This is a genomic window from Marinobacter sp. PE14 (genome assembly GCF_053566155.1).
The window spans coordinates 443,076-460,345 of the sequence record NZ_JBQXNY010000004.1 but is presented as its reverse complement, the minus strand read 5'-3'; the positions used below and the strand labels follow the sequence as shown (position 1 = coordinate 460,345).

The following is a 17,270-nucleotide window of genomic DNA, read 5'->3' as shown; positions in this document are numbered from 1 at the left end:
ATCAATCTCCTCTCAATGAATGGTTCTGGCGCCAACGATGACCCTTTTTGAGATCATGTCTTGCAGCCAACCGGTAAAATTCGTTTCATTCAGAACATCGTCACCGAACGCTTCGGCAATACTTGGCTGTTTCCTGAGACGATTGAGCAGCGCAATTTCCTTTTCAGAAATGGCTTCCGCCATCCCTCGCCAACCCGCTCGATAAATCAGGGCGTTCTGGCCTCGGCCTTTGGCGATCATTCTTTTTGCTTGAGCAAAACTGAGCGTGTCTTGAGGGGTATGGCTTTTGTGTGCTTCCCATATGCTGACGATTGGATAAACGGACCTGAAAAACTGAAGCCCGCTATTGAGAATGAGCTGACAAGAAGAGAGATCCTCGCCAATCGCAGAAAAGCTCTCGAAGTCCACTTCTTGATACTGGCAACGCTCGACCCGCCCCACGTAATTGTCGAGTCGCGCCACATCGGAGAGGTAGGGAACCCGATCTGAAATCCGGTGCGAGATCATCCAGCTAGGAAATCCCCAGCCGAAATCACTCCAGTCGCCGCTCTGCTTCCGGATCATTCTGAAATAATCCAGGGCCAGTTCCTCAAAGGCCGCCGGTCCTACCAGTGCCTTCACCGTCGGATAACTGAGCTCAAGGGCTCGAACCGCCTTGGCCTCCACCCCAAATCGATACACCTCCGAATTGGGCAGCGCCGGTTCGTTGGTACCGCCAAACAGGAACGCCAGAAATTGACTCTGGTAATCAGACAGATTCATGGCTGCACTCCCTGCTCAATACCCGGCGTTGTGCTTTTCTGGCTTTGGTGGCTTCCCCAAGAAGTTTGCGCCACGACGGGAGGTTGTTGTCCCATTCAATCAACGTGGGCCTTGGGCCAATCTCTCGAACCACTCGCTCATAGGCGTGCCACCCGGCCTCGGATACCGGGCAGGCATGGTCATCGATCAGTAGCTCTTCCCTGTCCACGGGCGTAGAACCTGCAAGATGAATTTCCGCAATGGCGGCGTGGTCGAGGGACTCAACGAAACGGTCAACAAAATCAGCCGGTTCGGCGACTTGCGCATTACGGGCGTTCACCATCACGTTATTGATATCAAGGATTAAGCCGCAGCCCGTGCGGGCAACGATTTCACTGAGAAAAGCGGCCTCGTCAAAGTCATTGTGGTCAAACTCGATGTACGCACAGACGTTCTCAATAGCGATCTGGCGGCCCAATGCCTGTTGCATTCGGTCAATGTTGTTAACCGCATGCCGGAGACTGTCTTCGGTGTAGGGAATGGGCAGAAGATCACCACCATGAAAGAGGCGTCCACCAATCCTTGCCCAGGTAAAACACAGGTGGTCTGACACCAATATCGGGTTCACCCGGTCCACAAGACGTTTGAGTTGCTTGAGGTAATCGTCAGGAATAGCCTCAACGGACCCGAGGCCTGCCGAGGTGCCATGAAGGCTGATTGGCGTGCTTGCCGATACCTCCTTCAACAGATCGACAGCGATTCCTGCCTCCGCGAAGAAATTCTCCGAGTGCACCTCAAGAAAATCTACCGAAGGGGCGTGCTCGAGAACGTCTTGATAGTGGTCCGGTCGCAACCCTACCCCAACAGTGCTGTTCCCGAGTTCCGGCTTGGCTGGAACTATGTCCTGACGATTACCCATGCCACTTAACCTTTGCTTTTCTCAGCAATGATTTTCAGGGCCGTTTCCTTGTCAAAGCCACCCAGGTCTTCACAGGTGCCCTTCTCGACTATCTTGTACTCACCCGGGTCGTTGGCGACTTTCGACTGCCCTGCGCACGAGTGCGTTCCCGCAAGGTTGGCGCAATCGTTACCGCCAACCGGTGAGATGCCGTAACACTTTTCCTTGCCCCCAGCATGTGCCAGGGGTGCAGACATGGCGCCGGCCAATGCGGCGGCCAATGCCGCGCTCAAAAGAAGCTTCTGGTTCATATCGATCACCTTCAAAGTTTGTTCAGGGTCCTTGACCGAAAACGGCAAGGACCCTGTGACGTGCTCATATCACTGGCAGAGGATTAGAGCTCGGCTGCTTCCACAGTTTTGATCTCGGGCCAGATGTCGTTGGCATTGGCGATGAAGCCAGGTACGTCAGTGAGCCAGCGCTTCTGAACATCTTTGTTCAGGTTGAGATAAAGCTTGTTATCGACGATTCGCCAGGCTTCGGGATCAACGTCGAACTTTTTCTCCATGGTTACGCCAAACGCGCAGTAACCACCGTACTGGGGTGCATAGGCACTGGGGTCAGCACGGAACAGATCACGATTCTCTGCGCTGGAGAAGTGGTAGATTGCGTTCTTGTAGGTGGCGGTGTATTCCGCAGAACCCATGGTGGCTTCTGAATCAGAAAAGTAAGCCACCGGATCGTAACCGCTGATGGCGACATCATTGGCATTGGCGTTCATATCGATATCAGCGGCAAAAGCACCGAAAGCGGCGCTCATAGAGGCAACAGCAACGAAGGCACGAAGTTTCTTGGAACGAGTCATTGGGTATCTCCTTTGAATGAATGATGACTACGTTTGAAACAATAAGGCTTCGAGCGGTACTGAATGCGTACGATCGTTCAAACTTCTATGCCAATTATCTGGAGTGCTTATGGACAGGCTTTCTTACATTCTCGACCAACTTAATGTGAACGCCGGCGTGTTCTTCCGGGGCCAGCTTTGCGGGCTGGCCTCCTTTGAAGAGGAGGGAACCGGCTACATCCACGTCCTCCGTTCTGGAGAGCTCGACATCACTACAGCTAACAGGGAGAAGATAACGCTAAAGGAACCGACCATGATCTTTTCGGTGCGCTCTGAGCCACACCAGCTTTTCGGTGGTAACCGCGAAGGTGCAGAAATGATCTGCGCTTCAATCAAGTTTCAGACCGGGTCCCGAAACCCCGTCGTAGAGGCACTTCCATCCTCTGTAGTGCTTCCACTCTCGTCGGTTCAGGGTCTAGGCTCCTTTGTGGACGTTCTGTTCACTGAAGCGGAAGAGGCGCAAGAGGGACGAGACGCTGTTATGAATCGGCTGGTGGAAGTCATCTTTGTGAATGTCCTTCGGCACATTGTTTCGGAAGGAGATACATCGAAAGGTGTCTTGTCGGCCCTGGCAGACAAACAACTGAGCAAGGTACTTAGCTGGATTGACCGAAATCTGAATGGGGATCTTTCCGTAGAAAGGTTGGCTGAGATTGCCATGATGTCTAGATCAACATTCATTCAACACTTTAAAAACGTGCTTGGACTGGCACCCGGGGAATACGTTCAGAATGCCCGGATATCTGCAGCCAAGAAACTTATCCTGAGAGACAAGCCGATGTCGATTATCTGCTTCGAGGTGGGATATGAGGACGCATCGGGTTTTTCTCGGGCATTCAAAAAGAATACCGGCATGACGCCAAGGGAATGGAAGAAGCTGAACGCAACAGCAGCGGAAGCAGAAAATGCTGCAGTTGCAGAAACAATCCAGGTCGCTTAAATACTCTACAGCACATAAAAAAGGGGCAAGGGTAAAAATCCTTGCCCCTTTTTTTCATGGCGGCCTTTTATTTAAGAACCACCTGCCCGCGGATCACTTTCTGGCCAGAATAGGGACTGCTCACAGCCTCACCGTGATCGTCGATGTCTGATTTTCGGTCTGCCAGCGAAGCGCTGGCTGAGGCAGAGATCAGGGCGATAGAAACAAGAAGCAGTGCTTTGGCAGTTACGTTTTTCATGATGGGTTTCTCCAGTGGTTGATGTCTACGAGAGAAATAGTAACCACTGGAGCGGGCGTACAAATGGACAGGCGTTCTAGTTAATGGGCCGATTGTCTAAACGAGAATCGATCATTGTCAGCGGGCCGCAATCAAGCGCTCTGGCAGCCATCGCTTTTGCCCAACACTCCTTTGCAACCCGTTCGATCACGCTCCGGATCCAGATAATGCCGGGATCCCGGTCGTGGCGGGTATGCCATGCGAGGTATAGGCTGGTTGGCTCCACCTCAATTGGCAGACTGGTAATCGAAATACCAGCGCAGAATTCGCAGTCGCCGGTGATGACTTCCGGAATCGTTGCAACCAGATCGGAGTTCCTGAGCAAATTGGGAACCGCAGAGAAATGGTTTACCGTGACCGCTACACGTCGCTCCAGACCCCTTCTGTGAAGGGTATCGTCGACAACGCCGTGAGCCTCACCAGACATGGTTGCCAGGAGGTGTTGAGCATTGAGGAATGAATCAAGGTCAACTGGCTGACCACTCAGATCGTGACCGCTTCTCATGGCCAACACATAACCGGTATCGAACAGCCACAGACTCCTCAGGCTGTGATCATGCTGCTCGAAAAAACCAATTACAAAGTCGACACTCGCTTCACGCAGATGGTTTGCCGCCGTGGCAGGTGAGAAAGGCACAGCATGCAGGTCAATACCCGGAGCACTGCGCTGCAACTCTGAAACGAGCGGTTGCCAGACCATCTCTAGTATCAAATCCGTGACGGCAACCCTGAATGTCCTGCGGGATTCGCTCGGCGTGAATCGCGTGGAATTCACGGCATTGGAAAGCTCGTATAAGGGGTTTCGAATCTGGTCCCAAAGGCTTTGCGCATAAGATGTGGGCTCCACCTGCCGTCCCCGCTTCACAAACAAAGGATCCTTCCAGGCTGTCCGCATTCGGGAAACAACGTTCGAAACTGCAGGTTGAGTCATACCCAGACGGTCTGCCGCTCGAGTGATTGAGCCTTCCGTCATGATGGCGCTGAACACATGCAACAGGTTGAGTTCCTGGTTTTTCATGGTGCCTCCCTCGTGTTTGATAAGGACGTTAGATTGGGATCCTTACTGCACAGACGTCCTGGAGGCCTATCTGTTACTGAAACTACGCAAGATTCGCATCAAATCCATTAGCTTGCCTGACTGGACATTGCCCGGGCTTCAACCTAGGATCATGCATATACACTTCAGCGAGCAGGAGCCCATCATGTCTGAGCAGTCATTCGATCAGGAAACAACGCCTCTTGAGGTTGCCAGAACCTGCGCCGCGCTCTATTCCCGTGTTTTTTCCAGGCTGGTAACCCGTCACTACAACCATCACCTTTCCGACACCGGACTCAGGATTACCCAGTTCTCGATTCTGAATGCCATCAAACTGTCGCCCCCAAACTCCATCAACGAGCTAGCTGAGCTTCTCGGCATGGAGCGGACATCACTTCAGCGAACGGTTGAAAAACTGATTGCCAAGGGCTTGCTGCAATCCCAGCCAACAGGCCATAAGCGTTCACTAGGCCTGGCTCTGACGCCAGAAGGCGAAGACATATACCAGCAGGCATTGGCACGATGGAAAGACGCTCACGGTGAGTTCACCGATATGGTAGGGACAGATGACTGGTCAGAAACCGTAGGCAAACTCCGGCGCTACAGCAATAAACTTCAGTCTACCCTTTGATGTCGATTCAGCCCCCGCCGCGCATAGACTCAAGCAGGGCTTCGACCTCGGCCTGAGTGTATCGAGGGGTTATGTGTTGCGGACAATTCCAGTCAAAGGCTTCGACCCGAATGACCATGCCCTTCTCCACCTTTGCTTCATAACTATCGTCCTGCAGGTCGTCGAGAATCGATGACTGGTCGGGACCCACAAGCGACATCCGTCCAAGGAGTTTCAGTCTTCTACGGTTCGGATAGTCCATCAGGAACAACGCCACGCGATCATTGTTCAACACGTTACCCGTCGTGACGTACTGACGATTACCTGAGTAATCAGCGAACCCGATGGTCGACTCGTTTATTACCTTCAAAAAGCCGGCTGGCCCACCCCGATGCTGGATGTAAGGCCAGCCTGTCTCACTAACGCTGGCAATGTAAAAGCTGTCACGAGCTTCAATGAAGGCGCGCTCCCGTTCCCTGAGCAGATGGTTTCGGTCTGGGCCGGTCTCAATGGATGAGTAACCCGACCGGCTGCCCATCTCCTCCTGAACCCGCTTAACGGTCCGGGTAAAAGCGATTTCCGCAAACTTGTGCGCCATGATGGGCTCCTGAGGTTCTCTTAGCTCTGTGTTCCTGTTAGTTATCAGTAACCCGGCCGGCTCAAGTGTTACATCGCATCGCCATTATTTTTAACAGATGCAAATACAGATTCTGTAGCCGAATTTAGTGTTTTTCCCAGATACCTGTCTTCGCTACTTCTTCTGCGAACGCGGCAAAGTCTTTCGGTGGACGACCAAGTGCCTGCTGAACACCATCGGTCAAATGGGCGTTGCGGCCATCAAGAACCGTTGCGAAGAGATAATCCAGCATCCAGACCACATCCTCGGGCGCCCCGGAGTTCTCCATCTCAGTAATAAAGCTCTTGTGAGGCACGTCGATGAATAAAATCTCGCGACCGGTCGCGCGGGAAAGATCGTTGGCCACGTCCGCGAAGGTCATCAATCTTGGTCCCGTCACTTCATAGATATGGCCGTTGTGGTGGTCCTGAGTCAGCGCAGCAACAGCCACGTCTGCAATGTCATCGACATCCACGAAAGGCTCGACCTGGTCGCCTGCTGGCAGAGTGATAGCACCATTCAACACCATGTCGATGAATGCGCCTTCAGAAAAATTCTGGTTGAACCAGCTTGCGCGGACGATTGTCCATTCGAGGCCGGATTCCCGAACAATGTCTTCGCAGGCTTGTGCCTCGGCTTCGCCACGCCCGGACAACAGGACGAGTCGCTTCACTCCGCGTCGTTTGGCCAGGCCAACAAACGCCTGGATAGCGTCCGTTGCGCCCGGCATAGCCAGGTCTGGCGAGTAAGTAATGTAGACTGAAGTAACACCGTTGAGGCACGGGTCCCAGCTTTTTCCGTTGCCCCAATCAAAAGACGGGATCGCTGAGCGGGACCCGACTCGAACCTCATGACCAATGCTTTTGAGCTGTTCAACGACGCGTTTGCCGGTTTTCCCGGTACCGCCTACGACAAGAATTGTTTGATGTGCTTGATTGGATGGTTTCATTGACTTGCTCCTTTTCTCGTAAGTGCAAGTCAATTTTCGTGGAACAGAGTTGTTTGTTATTGCCCCAGCGTGCCAGAATTTGTGCGGTTGGCGACAACTTCGAACTCAGCTTCAGCGAGTTCGAAGTCGATAGGATCGTGGAGTCTGTCCCGCCCAGCGCTTGAAAGCACGTGTGAACCCACTTTGCTCAGCAAACCCGGTCAGGAAGGCGACTTCGGCAAGACTGTAATCTGTCTCGCGCAGAAGTCTCTGTGCGAGATCCTTCTGCGCCATGTCGACAACGTTTTGAAACGAATACCCCTGCTCCGACAATCTTCTTTGCAATGTCCGCGCGCCCATATTCAGTTCGGACGCAATCCGTGACAGCTTCGGTACCCCTTCGCTAAGCACGTTGGCGACAGCACGCCGAACTTGTTGTTGCAGGTCGATGTCGCCCTTAAGCGAATTCAGTTGCTGTTCAAGATGTTGGTCCAAAAACAGAGCGATGGATTCATCGCCGAGCTTGTTGGGGGTGTCAATGCTTTCTTTACTTACAAGCACCGCATCTCGTCCTGTCTCGAAATGGACCGGGCAACCGAAATGGGTCTCGTACACTCTGGCATCGCCTCTTGGCGCATGTTTGAAATGAATGGCCAAAGGAACGAAGTTTGAGGAGCTGGCCTCTTTGCTGATGGTATATACCGCCGACATGCTGGCTTCATTAGATAGCAGCATGCCTGGACAACCATCCCCCGCTTTTTCAAGGTTGAATAGGAACCCCTGTGTCGTTTCCTCAAGCGAATACGTTTCTGCACTGCCCAGAACATGCCCGTACCGCTCTGCCCTTGTGAATGAGCCACGCAAGGTCGGCGCGGATTTCCAGGCCAGGCCGAAAGCGCCGTACTCGTCGCTTCGCATTGAGGCACCGATTTTCAGTGGTAATGAGAGGCCATTCGGATCTCGATCAACCAAAGCAGCAAAGAAATCATAATACTCAGATGAAGACACCATCTGAGCTGGATCGATTGGGCCGTCCACGGCAAGGCCGAGTCCGCGTATCAAGTCCCGCGTTTCGACGCCTGGGCTTGCCTGACTGAGGACCTTATAGACATACAGTGACGTTATTTGAGCCATGAGGACATAGATAATCTATGTTCGACCGATTGTGCAACTTCTTGAGTCAGTCAAGGTTGCCAAAAAATGCGGGGAATCAGAGCCCAATGCTGAAGAGCCGGAACGCTCAGATTATGCCGATGAGGGATCCGACCGCCCCTCACGTGACAGAAAGCGGCGCCTCTGGCGCAGCATGTAGAGATACATCTGTACGGCAAAGACGAGGTAGATGGATAAGAACGGCAGGAAGAACCACAAAGGCTCGTTGAGATAGTGCTGCATCAAGCGCCAGACGATCATGTTTTCCAGCGCCATACCAATTGGATAAAGCACGATGAAGCCGCTGTAGCGGGCCCAGGCCAACACACGGTTCGCTTTCTGGAGGTAGTACAGATATCTCAAGGTATCCGCGCCGGCCCAAGCCACGCCCAAAACTGCAATCATCCACTGTGGCCCGAGAGGCAGAAAGAAGAATAAGAGAACAGATACTGCGATCCGCGCACCGACCTGGATGAGGCTTGCGACAAACGTTGAGCCGGTGTTGCCTCTGGCGGCCGACCACACCTCAATCAAAGCCAACACTTGCGAAAGGGCGATCGCAATCACCAGAGCGGTAAGGTTAACCGTACCGGTGACTGATAAAATCAAAACCAGCGAGATCAAGCCCTGCAAACACAGTTGAACAAGGTTGTAGCGGTTCAATTGGCTTGGTCGCATGACGGCCTCGGGAGGTGCTTCCTGTCGTCGCCCACCAGTACTGAGTAGGTACTCATAATCTTTTTCGTTTTATATCTTTGCCGTCTTTCACCACTTTCGCGAACGCCCGACCTTGAGCACGTTTCTCTGCCAAGGTTGCCGTCGCCAGAGCATTCTCGCGCAATAGTTTTTTATAGTTAGCTAAGCGACGACTGTCGATTCTGGTTTCCTCTATCGCTCGACGTACGGCACAACCGGGTTCCGTATCGTGCTGGCAGTCAGCGAACCGGCAGTCCTCGGCCAATCGTTCAATATCGTCGAAAACGGCTCCGATTGACTGATCAACATCCGCAATCCGAAGCTCTCGCATTCCTGGAACATCAACGAGAAGCCCTCCGGACGGCAGAATGTGCAATTCGCGATGAGTCGTCGTATGGCGCCCTTTTTTATCATCCTCGCGAATGTCATTCGTGGCAGTGAGCGTTCGCCCTGCCAGTGTATTCAAAAGGGTCGACTTACCAACGCCGGACGAGCCAACGAGAGCCACAGTAGACTGCTTATCAATCCAGGAACGAACGCCATCTAGAGTCGAGGTATCAAGCGCATTCGCCGTTTCAACCGCTATTCCGGATTGCGTGTTGCGGGCTCGACGGACGTAATTGTCTACATCGTCAACGAGGTCGGCCTTGGTAAGCACGACAACGGGCATTGCCCCAGCTTCAGCACACAAGGTGAGATACCGTTCCAGACGGGATTCTTTAAACTCTTCGTTGCAGGAGCTAACGATAAAAAGAATATCAATGTTGGCAGCGATGGGCTGAATTTCATGATTGGTCCCTGCACCCACGCGCTTGAACAAAGTTTTGCGCTCAAGGACTTGTTCAATCCGCGAAAGCGACTCATCCAGCACGACCCAGTCGCCCACCGTTGGTCGATCAATGGCCGTTGACTGTCGTAAGGCGGCAGAAAGCTCCACCACCCTCTCACCAGGCTCGGAAAAAACCGTGCAATTGGAACGCTGGACTGAAGTCACACGCCCAAGGCGATTATCTAGCAGACTGACGTCGGTCAGTTGTTGGATAAAGAAAGGAACGAGTCCCAATCTCTCTAACACGTCGCTCATTCTGGTGACCCTGTAGGTGGGAGGATTCCCTTAAATTGTAGCGGCACAGGTACCAAGTCATCTATCGCTCAATCATTTCAACAATCTCGTGAGACGACTGCGCCATCGGCTCAAAATGCGCGTGCTCCCCGGTGGTGAGCAGGGATACATGGCGCACCTGATAGATGGCATAGGCAGCGAGCAAACCCAGAACAACCGCCATGTACAGCGGCATTGCCTGAATACCCACCAGATTCATGATCGCACCCACCAGCAGGGGTGCCAGGGCAGCGCCAGCACCGTGCAACACCAGCATGTCGGTAGAGCCTGACACCACTTCGTCCGGGTGCAACTGATCCAACAACTGCGCCACGCCCAAAGGGTACAGCGAAAAGGACAGGCCGCCCCATAGAAAGAACATGGTTATCAGCGACCCCTTGCTCCAGGCAAATGGCATAATCAAACACAGAACGGCGGCCATCGCTGCCACAACGATCAGCACTTTGCGCCGATCCTGAGTATCCGAAAAACGGCCAATCGGGATCTGCAGCAGCGCACCTCCTACAATGGTCAGGCTCATCAGCAGGCCCACTTCAGACAACCCAAACCCCAGCCTGCTCACGTAAAGCGGTGCCATTCCCCAGAACGCGCCCATGGCCAGACCGGAGAGCATTGAGGTAGCAACGGCCAGCGGCGCAAACCCGATAATTTTTTTAAGGCTGCTTTTTGCTCGTTCGGGGATATGGGGCTGGCTGCGACTGGTGATGGTAATGGGCAACAGGGCCCAGCAGCTGAGGATTGCCGAGATTGAGAACAGAAGGAACAACTCACCGGGGCTCAGATGCAGCAGCTGCTGCGCCAGGGCAATACCCCCGAGATTGACCACCATGTACAGCGCAAATACGCGCCCCCGTTCGTGCTTTTCAGCCCGGGTATTGAGCCAGCTCTCCGTCACTGTCATCAGAGTGACCAATGCCAGCCCGTAGAAGAATCGCAGCAGCATCCACGCCCACGGATTGACCCAAAGCGAATGCAACAGGGCGATGGACGCACAAACCGCCGCGCAGAAGGCAAACGTGCGAATGTGCCCCATGCGGCGAATCAGCCGGCCGCTGATAAAGATGCCGCAGGCGAATCCGACGAAGAAACCGGACATGATCATGCCGATAACTGCAGTGGAGAAACCCTGCTCGTTGGCCGTGACGGCCAGAAGCGTATTGAGCAGGCCACTACCGAGCTGCAATAGAGCGACGCTACCAAGAATTGCACCAATTGGGCGCATAAGAGACCAGATACACACCTCCTTCCCCTTGGTTTAACAGGGCTGGTTTACCTTAGACAGCAAGCACTTGGGGTGTGTTGTTTGGCTTTTGTATCGCCCGGATGGCCGTGTCGATACCCACTGGCCTGCAATCGTTGCGCCAGCGCGGTAACTCCGAGGAAGTGTCCCTATCGTGGAAAGGGAAGAGTCATACAGCGTATAGCGCCTCAGCCATTCCTGAAATAAGAACGTATGAACTAGACTCAGGATAGGCAATGTGACCTTCTATCCCCCACTACATAGCGAGGACAAACAATGAAACTGCAGGCGAATTCGCGCATCTGGCTATCTTTGGCTTTCTGCCTGGGTCTTTCTGCCACCGCTTTTACGGCGCACGCACACGAAGGCTCGGAACCGTCTGCATCAGACGCTGAGGCTAGCCAACCCGATGGAGGCAAAGCGGCTGGAATGCAGCACCACTACCCTCATGGAGACGGTTATAAAGGACACCATGGTGCAAACGGACACTCCAGTCATCATGGCATGGGCGGTCAAGGCGGGATGCATCATGGTATGAACGGTTATGAGGGTATGCCACAAAGGCCGATGATGGAGCTTGATCTGAACGACGAACAGCTTCAAGAGATTGCCGGGATCCAAAAAGAGCTGCGATCAGAGCTTCGAGAGCTGAAGGTCGAAAGGTACGAGGAATCGCTCAAGTTACAGGAGCTTTACGCCGAAGATGAGCTCGATGCGGGCGATATTAATGATCAACAGCAAAAGGTTTTCGACGTCATCAAGGAAATAACGGAATTACAGGTTGAAGCCCAACAGGACATTCGCGACCTGTTGACCTCCGAGCAGAGAACTCAGCTTCAGCGTTCCGGTGGCTGGCTCATGTTGAATTGATCTCACTTTTTCACGCAGAACACTTTGGTGATCAGCCCGGGGCAGCGCCGCGGGTTTAGCAGTTTCTGGCGCCGTCTACGGGTATTTGCATACGTGCAGTAATGGTTTCTGCATACGTCCACGAAAGCCTCTTCCAAGTACACTAATGATTAGCTTGAACACAATGCAGCGGCAGACGACTTGTCCTCGCTGTAACTGATCGATTGGAGAAGCTTCTGCGAAAAGGAAGCAGGATCCAACGATAAAACCATTGGAGGTTTTCAAACCTATGAACGTTATCCCTGTGATTACTCTTTTTGGTGGCTTGGCGGCATTTTTCACTCTGGCCGTAACACTCAGATACGCCGCCGGCAAAACTCAGATGCTTGAGAAGCAGAACGAAAAGCACCTCAACGGCGCCTGAAACCCAGGTAGTTAGCCACCTGGATTGCTTGCTAACTCCTTAAGCGCTCTCATAGCCTCATCAATGCGATCGCTGGGCACAAACATGTGGTCGTGGTAGAACCCGGCAATCACATTGGTGGTAATGCCTCGCTCGGCCAGAAGGCTCGTGACCACAGATGTTAGCCCCAGAGCTTCCAGGCTGGAGTGGCCCTCCAGGGTGATGCGACGAAATACTCTGTAGTAGTCCAGGCCCTCGGCTTTGGCCTCATCCAGAGGAATGACCAGGGTAAGACCTTCCAGTTCGGCAATGCTGACAATGGGCTTGAGGTGTTCTAATTCGCCGTACTTTGCCTTGGGCACAGTGCAGTAGACGTAAGTCGTCTCATCCAATGTTGGCGAGAGCTGCTTGATTAAATCCTGCAGGAACTGTGTTCGCATCATTTTTAACTACCCTTCAGCCGAATGTCATGGTCATAACAAAAATTTAGCACTTTCTGTCGTCGTCGAGAGCAAAATATCATTTTCCGAGCACGGTTGCTGGCGCAGGCCGCCGTATTACGTTACTCGGAACGCACTTGCCCGGTAATCCACGAGACAAATGCACGTACCTTATCCGTGCGAAATTTTGCTTCTGGTGCAACCAGGTAATACTGGTATTCCGCCGGCACCGAAATGTCGATCGGGCACTGAAGCAAGCCAGTTTTGAGAAGATCGGCTACAAGACTGTATCGCATCAACGCAATGCCTCTACCCGCCAGCAATGCCTCTACAAGAGTCGTTGCCTCTGTAACGCGAAGCGTTATGGAGGTGTCAGGTATTTCGATGCCAAGCTTTTCCTGAAACGCTATCCAAGAGCTTTCCATGTCGATTGATTCATCGATTAGCCAGGGAAGTGCCGCCAGGCTCTCGGGCGTTACCGGCTCATTAGCAACGAGCATACTGTGACACACCGGGAGCAGTTTCTCTTCGAGCAATGGTCTGGATTCGAGCCCGGGGTAATCACCGCCCCCGAAACGGATCGCGAGATCGACGCCATCACCCTGAAAGCCCACCAACGGGAGATTGGGTTGTAAGCTTAGCTGGATCTCCGGGTGAGCTTTCAGAAACGAATCAATTCTGGGCACAAGCCACCGACTGGCAAAGGATGGCACTGTTGCCACGGTTAAACGCCCGGGATCAGAGTTCGGCGCAAACAGCGCTATGCCCCTTTCCAGCTCTTGAAATCCCGTCTCTATATACCCTGAAAGCGCCCTGCCTTCGTGCGTCAATTTCACTTCACGGGTTAGCCGTACAAAGAGCTTCAAACCCAGAAAATCTTCGAGGCCACGGATATGGGTGCTGACCGCTGCCTGGGAAATATTCAGGGCCTCCGCTGCGGCCTTGAAGCTCAATTCTCGGGCGGCGTATCGAAATGCCTGTAATGCCCTTAGCGGAGGCAGTCTCTGCATTGGGTTTGCTCTGTCTACGGTTAACTTTTTATTAAGCGTAGACCAATTTTACCCGCTTGTTCCAATTTGTCGGAGACAGCATTTAGCTGTTATCAATTATCGCAATAACTCTCCTGGACACACCCTGCTCACTCATTACCGGCGAATAGCGGGCATCCAACCAGACATTGTGTCCATCAGCATGAACTGCCGGGTAGCTGCCCTGCTTTGCATTACCGGTGACAAGCTCCCGCCAGAATCTGATGTAGTCCTCGCTTCTGGCATATTCGCTGGCACAGAAAACCCGATGATGCTGGCCGACAAGATCCTCGGACTTATATCCGAGCAAGTCGAGAAACCTTTTGTTCACCCGCTCGATAATGCCGTCCTGCGTCATAACAATAACCGCGACGGCTTGCTCAACGGCGTGAAAATCCGACTCCAACTCCCGAATCCGGCTTTCTGCAGCATCGAGCTGTGCAAGCGCTTCCTGCAATTGCAGTTTTGTCCGGTTGTAAAATGCCATTAAGGCGGGCTCCTGTCTAAAAGTTCTGTCTGTCGTCGTAGAGGCGCAAATTACCCCCTTGCGCGCCCCCTAATCCTTACGTTGCCGCCCTCGACCGGATCAGACTGACCAGGGCTCCAGCCTGAAACAGATCCTCACTCGCAAACGGCGCGTACGCTTTAACGCGCATTTCTCATTCCGAACCTAAATGGAAGGACAGCACTATGAATCGCAACGCAAGAAATGTCATTACGGTACCCCTCGTATTCGCGGCAGCAACCCTGCTGGGAACCAGTGCGGTGAGAGCCTCAGAGCCGCTCAGCGCAGAAGAGATCTCTCAAGCGGTCAGCGATCACTCATACCAGGGCAGCATGAGTACCGCCAATTCCGCCTTCAACGAATACTATGCTCCGGACGGAGCGATTCATGGCGTGGATTACAAAGGTGAGTGGACAACTCAAAAGGGCGAAATGTGCTTTGCCTATGGTCAGGAGCCCACTTGCTACGCGGTCAGTATTGATGGACCATCCATGGTGCTGCGCCAGGATGGCGTCATCAAGGGCAACGGGATGCTGATTCAGGGCAATACCGTCAAGTAAGATTAAAGAGTCGGCGCTCCACTGATTCCAAAGGTCAGCGGAGCGCTACAGAACTGTCTGCTGGGTCATATTCCGTGTTGGTGGGTATCCATCAGTAAACATCCTCCAGATACCGCCCCTCGTCTCTGAGCGTCTGCACATCGATTGCCAAGGGCTTGAGAATCTCTTCAATAACCTGTGTTACCCCAGCCGCCATATCCCTGCCACCGCAGACGAGGATCTGAGCCCCCGCCTTGACCATCTGGCGCACAGCCGTTTCATCCTGCCTGAGCTTATCCTGAACATAAGCGCGTTCATCAGACCGAGAGAACGCCGTATTCAACCCGGTCAGCCGGTGGTCTTCAAGGTATCGCCCCAGCTCGGGTTGATACAGAAAATCAGATTGCGAACTGCGCCCTCCCCAATAAAGGTACATGGGGTTGAGCTCGGTATTTTTCCGGATAAAACCGGTCAATGGACCAATTCCGGCACCGGCTCCGATCAGGATTATGGGGGTATTACCAGTTGCGGGCCGAAACCCTGGATTGTGGCGAATAAAGCCATCAATACGGTCCCCTGATCTTAGGTCGTGCAAATATCCGGAGCAAAGACCATTCGGCTGCTTGCGGACGCATATCTCCAAAACCCCTTCTGTGGCAGAGGATGCCAGAGAGTAGAACCGCGGTGCTTGCCCTTCAGGAGGCATGACGCCCAGCAAATCACCCGCCTCGAATGGTGGAAGACTCTTGCCGACTCGGGGAAGAAACTTCGGCCAACAGCGCCGTTCCTGCTCCGCCGCCTTGAAACGCAGGATACTGGTAGGTGCCTGCACTGCGACCCCGTAATCTGCTCGCTCTACCAGCTCAAGCTCTACCGTGGAAGGCGGCAACGGATCGTAGGTCAGCTCAAGAGGAGTCCCGATAAGCTCACCGACCTTGTCTCCCCACTCCCTGAAGTGCGAAGCGGAACACCGATCAACGAGCTCTGTGGTGTGCAGACGGCTCAATCCTTTGCTGGCGAGCGCCGCATCCACGTCCAATGCAAACTGACAGAAGTTCGGGAACTGTCGGTCACCAAAGCCCAGCACAACGTATTTAAGGCTCTTGTCGCCCCGAAAATCACGAAGCTTCGTCATAAACCGATTGGCTGACGCCGGTGCATCTCCGTCACCGTACGTCGAGGTCAGCACGAAAACCATGGAGGCTTGCGGATATTGGTCAGGCAACGCGTTCATCTCGCTACAATGCACCCGAAACCCCGCCTTGTTCAGACTGACGTGGAGTGCCTGGGCAAACCCCCAGGTGCTATTGCCTTCGGAGCCAACGAGGATAATAGTATCCGCCTGAGAGATATCGGCATTGTCGGCAACCTGCCCTGATGCCCGGCGACGCTGCCACCAGATTGTTATCCCCGTCACCGAGAGCACCGGTACCGTCAGAGAAGCGACTCCAAGAATGAGGCCGAGCCACCACAGGCCCTCGCCGGTGTGCAAACTGACGATCAATTGCTGGAATACGCTACCTGCAGAGCGAGGCTGATACTTAAGCAGCTCACCGGTAGCCTGATCCACAAATCCGGAGCCACCGCTGGTTGTCAGGGAATAGACATCCTGCGGGTCATCAGGATAAGGAAACACCAGTTCGCGCAGTTCAGTGAGATCAACCTGAGAAAGTGCGCTCAGGGTGTCCACGGAAGCCGGTTGTCCACCAGCGACTTCAGCAGGAAAGGCTGGCCCGATTTCGGACCTTTCGGGCAGCAAACCAAAGCGCTGCGCCGACATATAGCTTCCGGTCAATGCCGACAACAACAACCCGAGAACGGCAAACCGTGCCAGCTCGGCGTGGATTCGTTTACCGCCGGTACCAACCAACGGCCGGAACAGTGCCTTCCAGCCACCGGTGCGGCGGACCAGCAGCAGAATTCCGGAAATACATAGCAGTACCATCACTGCGGCCATCACTCCGGCCAGCGCCCGCCCGGTGTTATCCAGCAGAAACGAGCGATGAAGGTCCTTGATCCAGATGAAAAAAGCCGAAGGCTCGTAGGGTGCAACGCCTTCGCCAGTTAAAGGATTGACCAGATCCGCACCGGGCTGACCGTCGCGGCTGTAATAAACGATCACTTCCCCGGAAAGCCCGCGCACAATCTGTTCGGTTCCCGGGTAGTGTTCCACCACCCGTCCTGCCAGCTCCGCTACGCTCACTTCGCCGGCAGCCGGGATTACCGCAGCTGCCCTATCCATTGCGGGCATCAGGGCCAGAACCGCCCCGGTGACAGCAAGCGTCATCAAGAACAAGGCTGCGAGCAGACCTGGTAAACCGTGCAATTTACGTAACATCGCCTAA

Annotated in this window: 21 protein-coding genes; 5 read left to right on the top strand and 16 right to left on the bottom strand. The window is 53.6% G+C overall.

The annotated features are described in order from the left end of the window. Window positions 1–12: 12 nt before the first annotated feature. The 4 genes from ACWJ62_RS15665 to ACWJ62_RS15650 all read right to left on the bottom strand — a co-directional run bounded on the left by ACWJ62_RS15665 (window position 13) and on the right by ACWJ62_RS15650 (window position 2,504). Window positions 13–762, bottom strand: coding sequence for an HvfC/BufC family peptide modification chaperone (locus tag ACWJ62_RS15665; protein WP_449287019.1), 750 nt, complete (start codon window positions 760–762; stop codon window positions 13–15). Continuing rightward, on the bottom strand, window positions 749–1,660 hold the full coding sequence (gene bufB / locus ACWJ62_RS15660) for an MNIO family bufferin maturase (protein ID WP_449287018.1): 912 nt from the start codon (window positions 1,658–1,660) through the stop codon (window positions 749–751). The genes ACWJ62_RS15665 and bufB overlap by 14 nt, the downstream gene beginning before the upstream one ends. A 5-nt stretch (window positions 1,661–1,665) precedes the next feature. Beyond that, entirely contained in the window at window positions 1,666–1,950 is a 285-nt protein-coding gene (locus ACWJ62_RS15655; RefSeq protein ID WP_148606958.1) for a BufA1 family periplasmic bufferin-type metallophore, read from the bottom strand. Window positions 1,951–2,033: 83 nt separating this feature from the next. Then, complete coding sequence (locus tag ACWJ62_RS15650) at window positions 2,034–2,504, bottom strand: YHS domain-containing (seleno)protein (RefSeq protein WP_449287017.1); 471 nt, start codon at window positions 2,502–2,504, stop codon at window positions 2,034–2,036. A 109-nt stretch (window positions 2,505–2,613) separates the two neighbouring features. Here ACWJ62_RS15650 and ACWJ62_RS15645 point away from each other — a divergent pair, with 109 nt between their 5' ends. Beyond that, on the top strand, window positions 2,614–3,483 hold the full coding sequence (locus ACWJ62_RS15645) for an AraC family transcriptional regulator (protein ID WP_148606956.1): 870 nt from the start codon (window positions 2,614–2,616) through the stop codon (window positions 3,481–3,483). A gap of 67 nt (window positions 3,484–3,550) precedes the next feature. Here the strand turns inward: ACWJ62_RS15645 and ACWJ62_RS15640 are convergent, their stop codons facing one another. Together ACWJ62_RS15640 and ACWJ62_RS15635 are read right to left on the bottom strand one after the other, a co-directional pair. After that, window positions 3,551–3,721 (bottom strand): hypothetical protein, encoded by a 171-nt coding sequence (locus ACWJ62_RS15640; protein WP_162851844.1) that lies wholly within the window; start codon window positions 3,719–3,721, stop codon window positions 3,551–3,553. 76 nt (window positions 3,722–3,797) lie between these two features. Then, a complete protein-coding gene (locus ACWJ62_RS15635) occupies window positions 3,798–4,778 on the bottom strand; it encodes a LysR family transcriptional regulator (RefSeq protein ID WP_449287016.1) in 981 nt (326 codons plus the stop codon). A 184-nt stretch (window positions 4,779–4,962) separates the two neighbouring features. Between ACWJ62_RS15635 and ACWJ62_RS15630 the strand changes: the two genes are divergently transcribed. Further along, window positions 4,963–5,427 (top strand): MarR family winged helix-turn-helix transcriptional regulator, encoded by a 465-nt coding sequence (locus ACWJ62_RS15630; RefSeq protein WP_449287015.1) that lies wholly within the window; start codon window positions 4,963–4,965, stop codon window positions 5,425–5,427. 7 nt (window positions 5,428–5,434) lie between these two features. Here the strand turns inward: ACWJ62_RS15630 and ACWJ62_RS15625 are convergent, their stop codons facing one another. The 6 genes from ACWJ62_RS15625 to ACWJ62_RS15600 form a co-directional block, all read right to left on the bottom strand. After that, the gene (locus ACWJ62_RS15625) at window positions 5,435–6,004 is read right to left on the bottom strand and encodes a pyridoxamine 5'-phosphate oxidase family protein (protein ID WP_449287014.1); all 570 of its coding nucleotides are present in this window, start codon (window positions 6,002–6,004) and stop codon (window positions 5,435–5,437) included. Between the two features lie 124 nt (window positions 6,005–6,128). Continuing rightward, complete coding sequence (locus ACWJ62_RS15620) at window positions 6,129–6,971, bottom strand: NAD(P)H-binding protein (protein ID WP_449287013.1); 843 nt, start codon at window positions 6,969–6,971, stop codon at window positions 6,129–6,131. 111 nt (window positions 6,972–7,082) lie between these two features. Continuing rightward, on the bottom strand, window positions 7,083–8,084 hold the full coding sequence (locus ACWJ62_RS15615) for an AraC family transcriptional regulator ligand-binding domain-containing protein (protein WP_449287012.1): 1,002 nt from the start codon (window positions 8,082–8,084) through the stop codon (window positions 7,083–7,085). Window positions 8,085–8,195: 111 nt separating this feature from the next. Further along, on the bottom strand, window positions 8,196–8,780 hold the full coding sequence (locus ACWJ62_RS15610; protein ID WP_449287011.1) for a protein tyrosine phosphatase-like domain-containing protein: 585 nt from the start codon (window positions 8,778–8,780) through the stop codon (window positions 8,196–8,198). 52 nt (window positions 8,781–8,832) lie between these two features. Beyond that, a complete protein-coding gene (rsgA, locus tag ACWJ62_RS15605) occupies window positions 8,833–9,882 on the bottom strand; it encodes a ribosome small subunit-dependent GTPase A (protein ID WP_449287010.1) in 1,050 nt (349 codons plus the stop codon). Window positions 9,883–9,943: 61 nt separating this feature from the next. After that, window positions 9,944–11,143, bottom strand: coding sequence for an MFS transporter (locus tag ACWJ62_RS15600; protein WP_449287101.1), 1,200 nt, complete (start codon window positions 11,141–11,143; stop codon window positions 9,944–9,946). Between the two features lie 294 nt (window positions 11,144–11,437). On the opposite strand from ACWJ62_RS15600, the gene ACWJ62_RS15595 reads away from it, so the two are divergent. Next, the gene (locus ACWJ62_RS15595; protein ID WP_449287009.1) at window positions 11,438–12,031 is read left to right on the top strand and encodes a Spy/CpxP family protein refolding chaperone; all 594 of its coding nucleotides are present in this window, start codon (window positions 11,438–11,440) and stop codon (window positions 12,029–12,031) included. A 268-nt stretch (window positions 12,032–12,299) separates the two neighbouring features. Then, the gene (locus tag ACWJ62_RS15590; RefSeq protein ID WP_449287008.1) at window positions 12,300–12,434 is read left to right on the top strand and encodes a hypothetical protein; all 135 of its coding nucleotides are present in this window, start codon (window positions 12,300–12,302) and stop codon (window positions 12,432–12,434) included. A gap of 11 nt (window positions 12,435–12,445) precedes the next feature. Here the strand turns inward: ACWJ62_RS15590 and ACWJ62_RS15585 are convergent, their stop codons facing one another. The 3 genes from ACWJ62_RS15585 to ACWJ62_RS15575 all read right to left on the bottom strand — a co-directional run bounded on the left by ACWJ62_RS15585 (window position 12,446) and on the right by ACWJ62_RS15575 (window position 14,368). Further along, the gene (locus ACWJ62_RS15585; protein ID WP_449287007.1) at window positions 12,446–12,856 is read right to left on the bottom strand and encodes an ACT domain-containing protein; all 411 of its coding nucleotides are present in this window, start codon (window positions 12,854–12,856) and stop codon (window positions 12,446–12,448) included. A gap of 119 nt (window positions 12,857–12,975) precedes the next feature. Beyond that, on the bottom strand, window positions 12,976–13,863 hold the full coding sequence (locus ACWJ62_RS15580) for a LysR substrate-binding domain-containing protein (protein ID WP_449287006.1): 888 nt from the start codon (window positions 13,861–13,863) through the stop codon (window positions 12,976–12,978). Window positions 13,864–13,945: 82 nt separating this feature from the next. Further along, window positions 13,946–14,368, bottom strand: a complete 423-nt coding sequence (locus ACWJ62_RS15575; RefSeq protein WP_449287005.1) for a PAS domain S-box protein — start codon at window positions 14,366–14,368, stop codon at window positions 13,946–13,948. Between the two features lie 203 nt (window positions 14,369–14,571). On the opposite strand from ACWJ62_RS15575, the gene ACWJ62_RS15570 reads away from it, so the two are divergent. Then, the gene (locus ACWJ62_RS15570; protein ID WP_449287004.1) at window positions 14,572–14,946 is read left to right on the top strand and encodes a hypothetical protein; all 375 of its coding nucleotides are present in this window, start codon (window positions 14,572–14,574) and stop codon (window positions 14,944–14,946) included. Between the two features lie 91 nt (window positions 14,947–15,037). Here the strand turns inward: ACWJ62_RS15570 and ACWJ62_RS15565 are convergent, their stop codons facing one another. Next, window positions 15,038–17,263, bottom strand: a complete 2,226-nt coding sequence (locus tag ACWJ62_RS15565; protein WP_449287003.1) for a PepSY domain-containing protein — start codon at window positions 17,261–17,263, stop codon at window positions 15,038–15,040. Window positions 17,264–17,270: the final 7 nt, after the last annotated feature.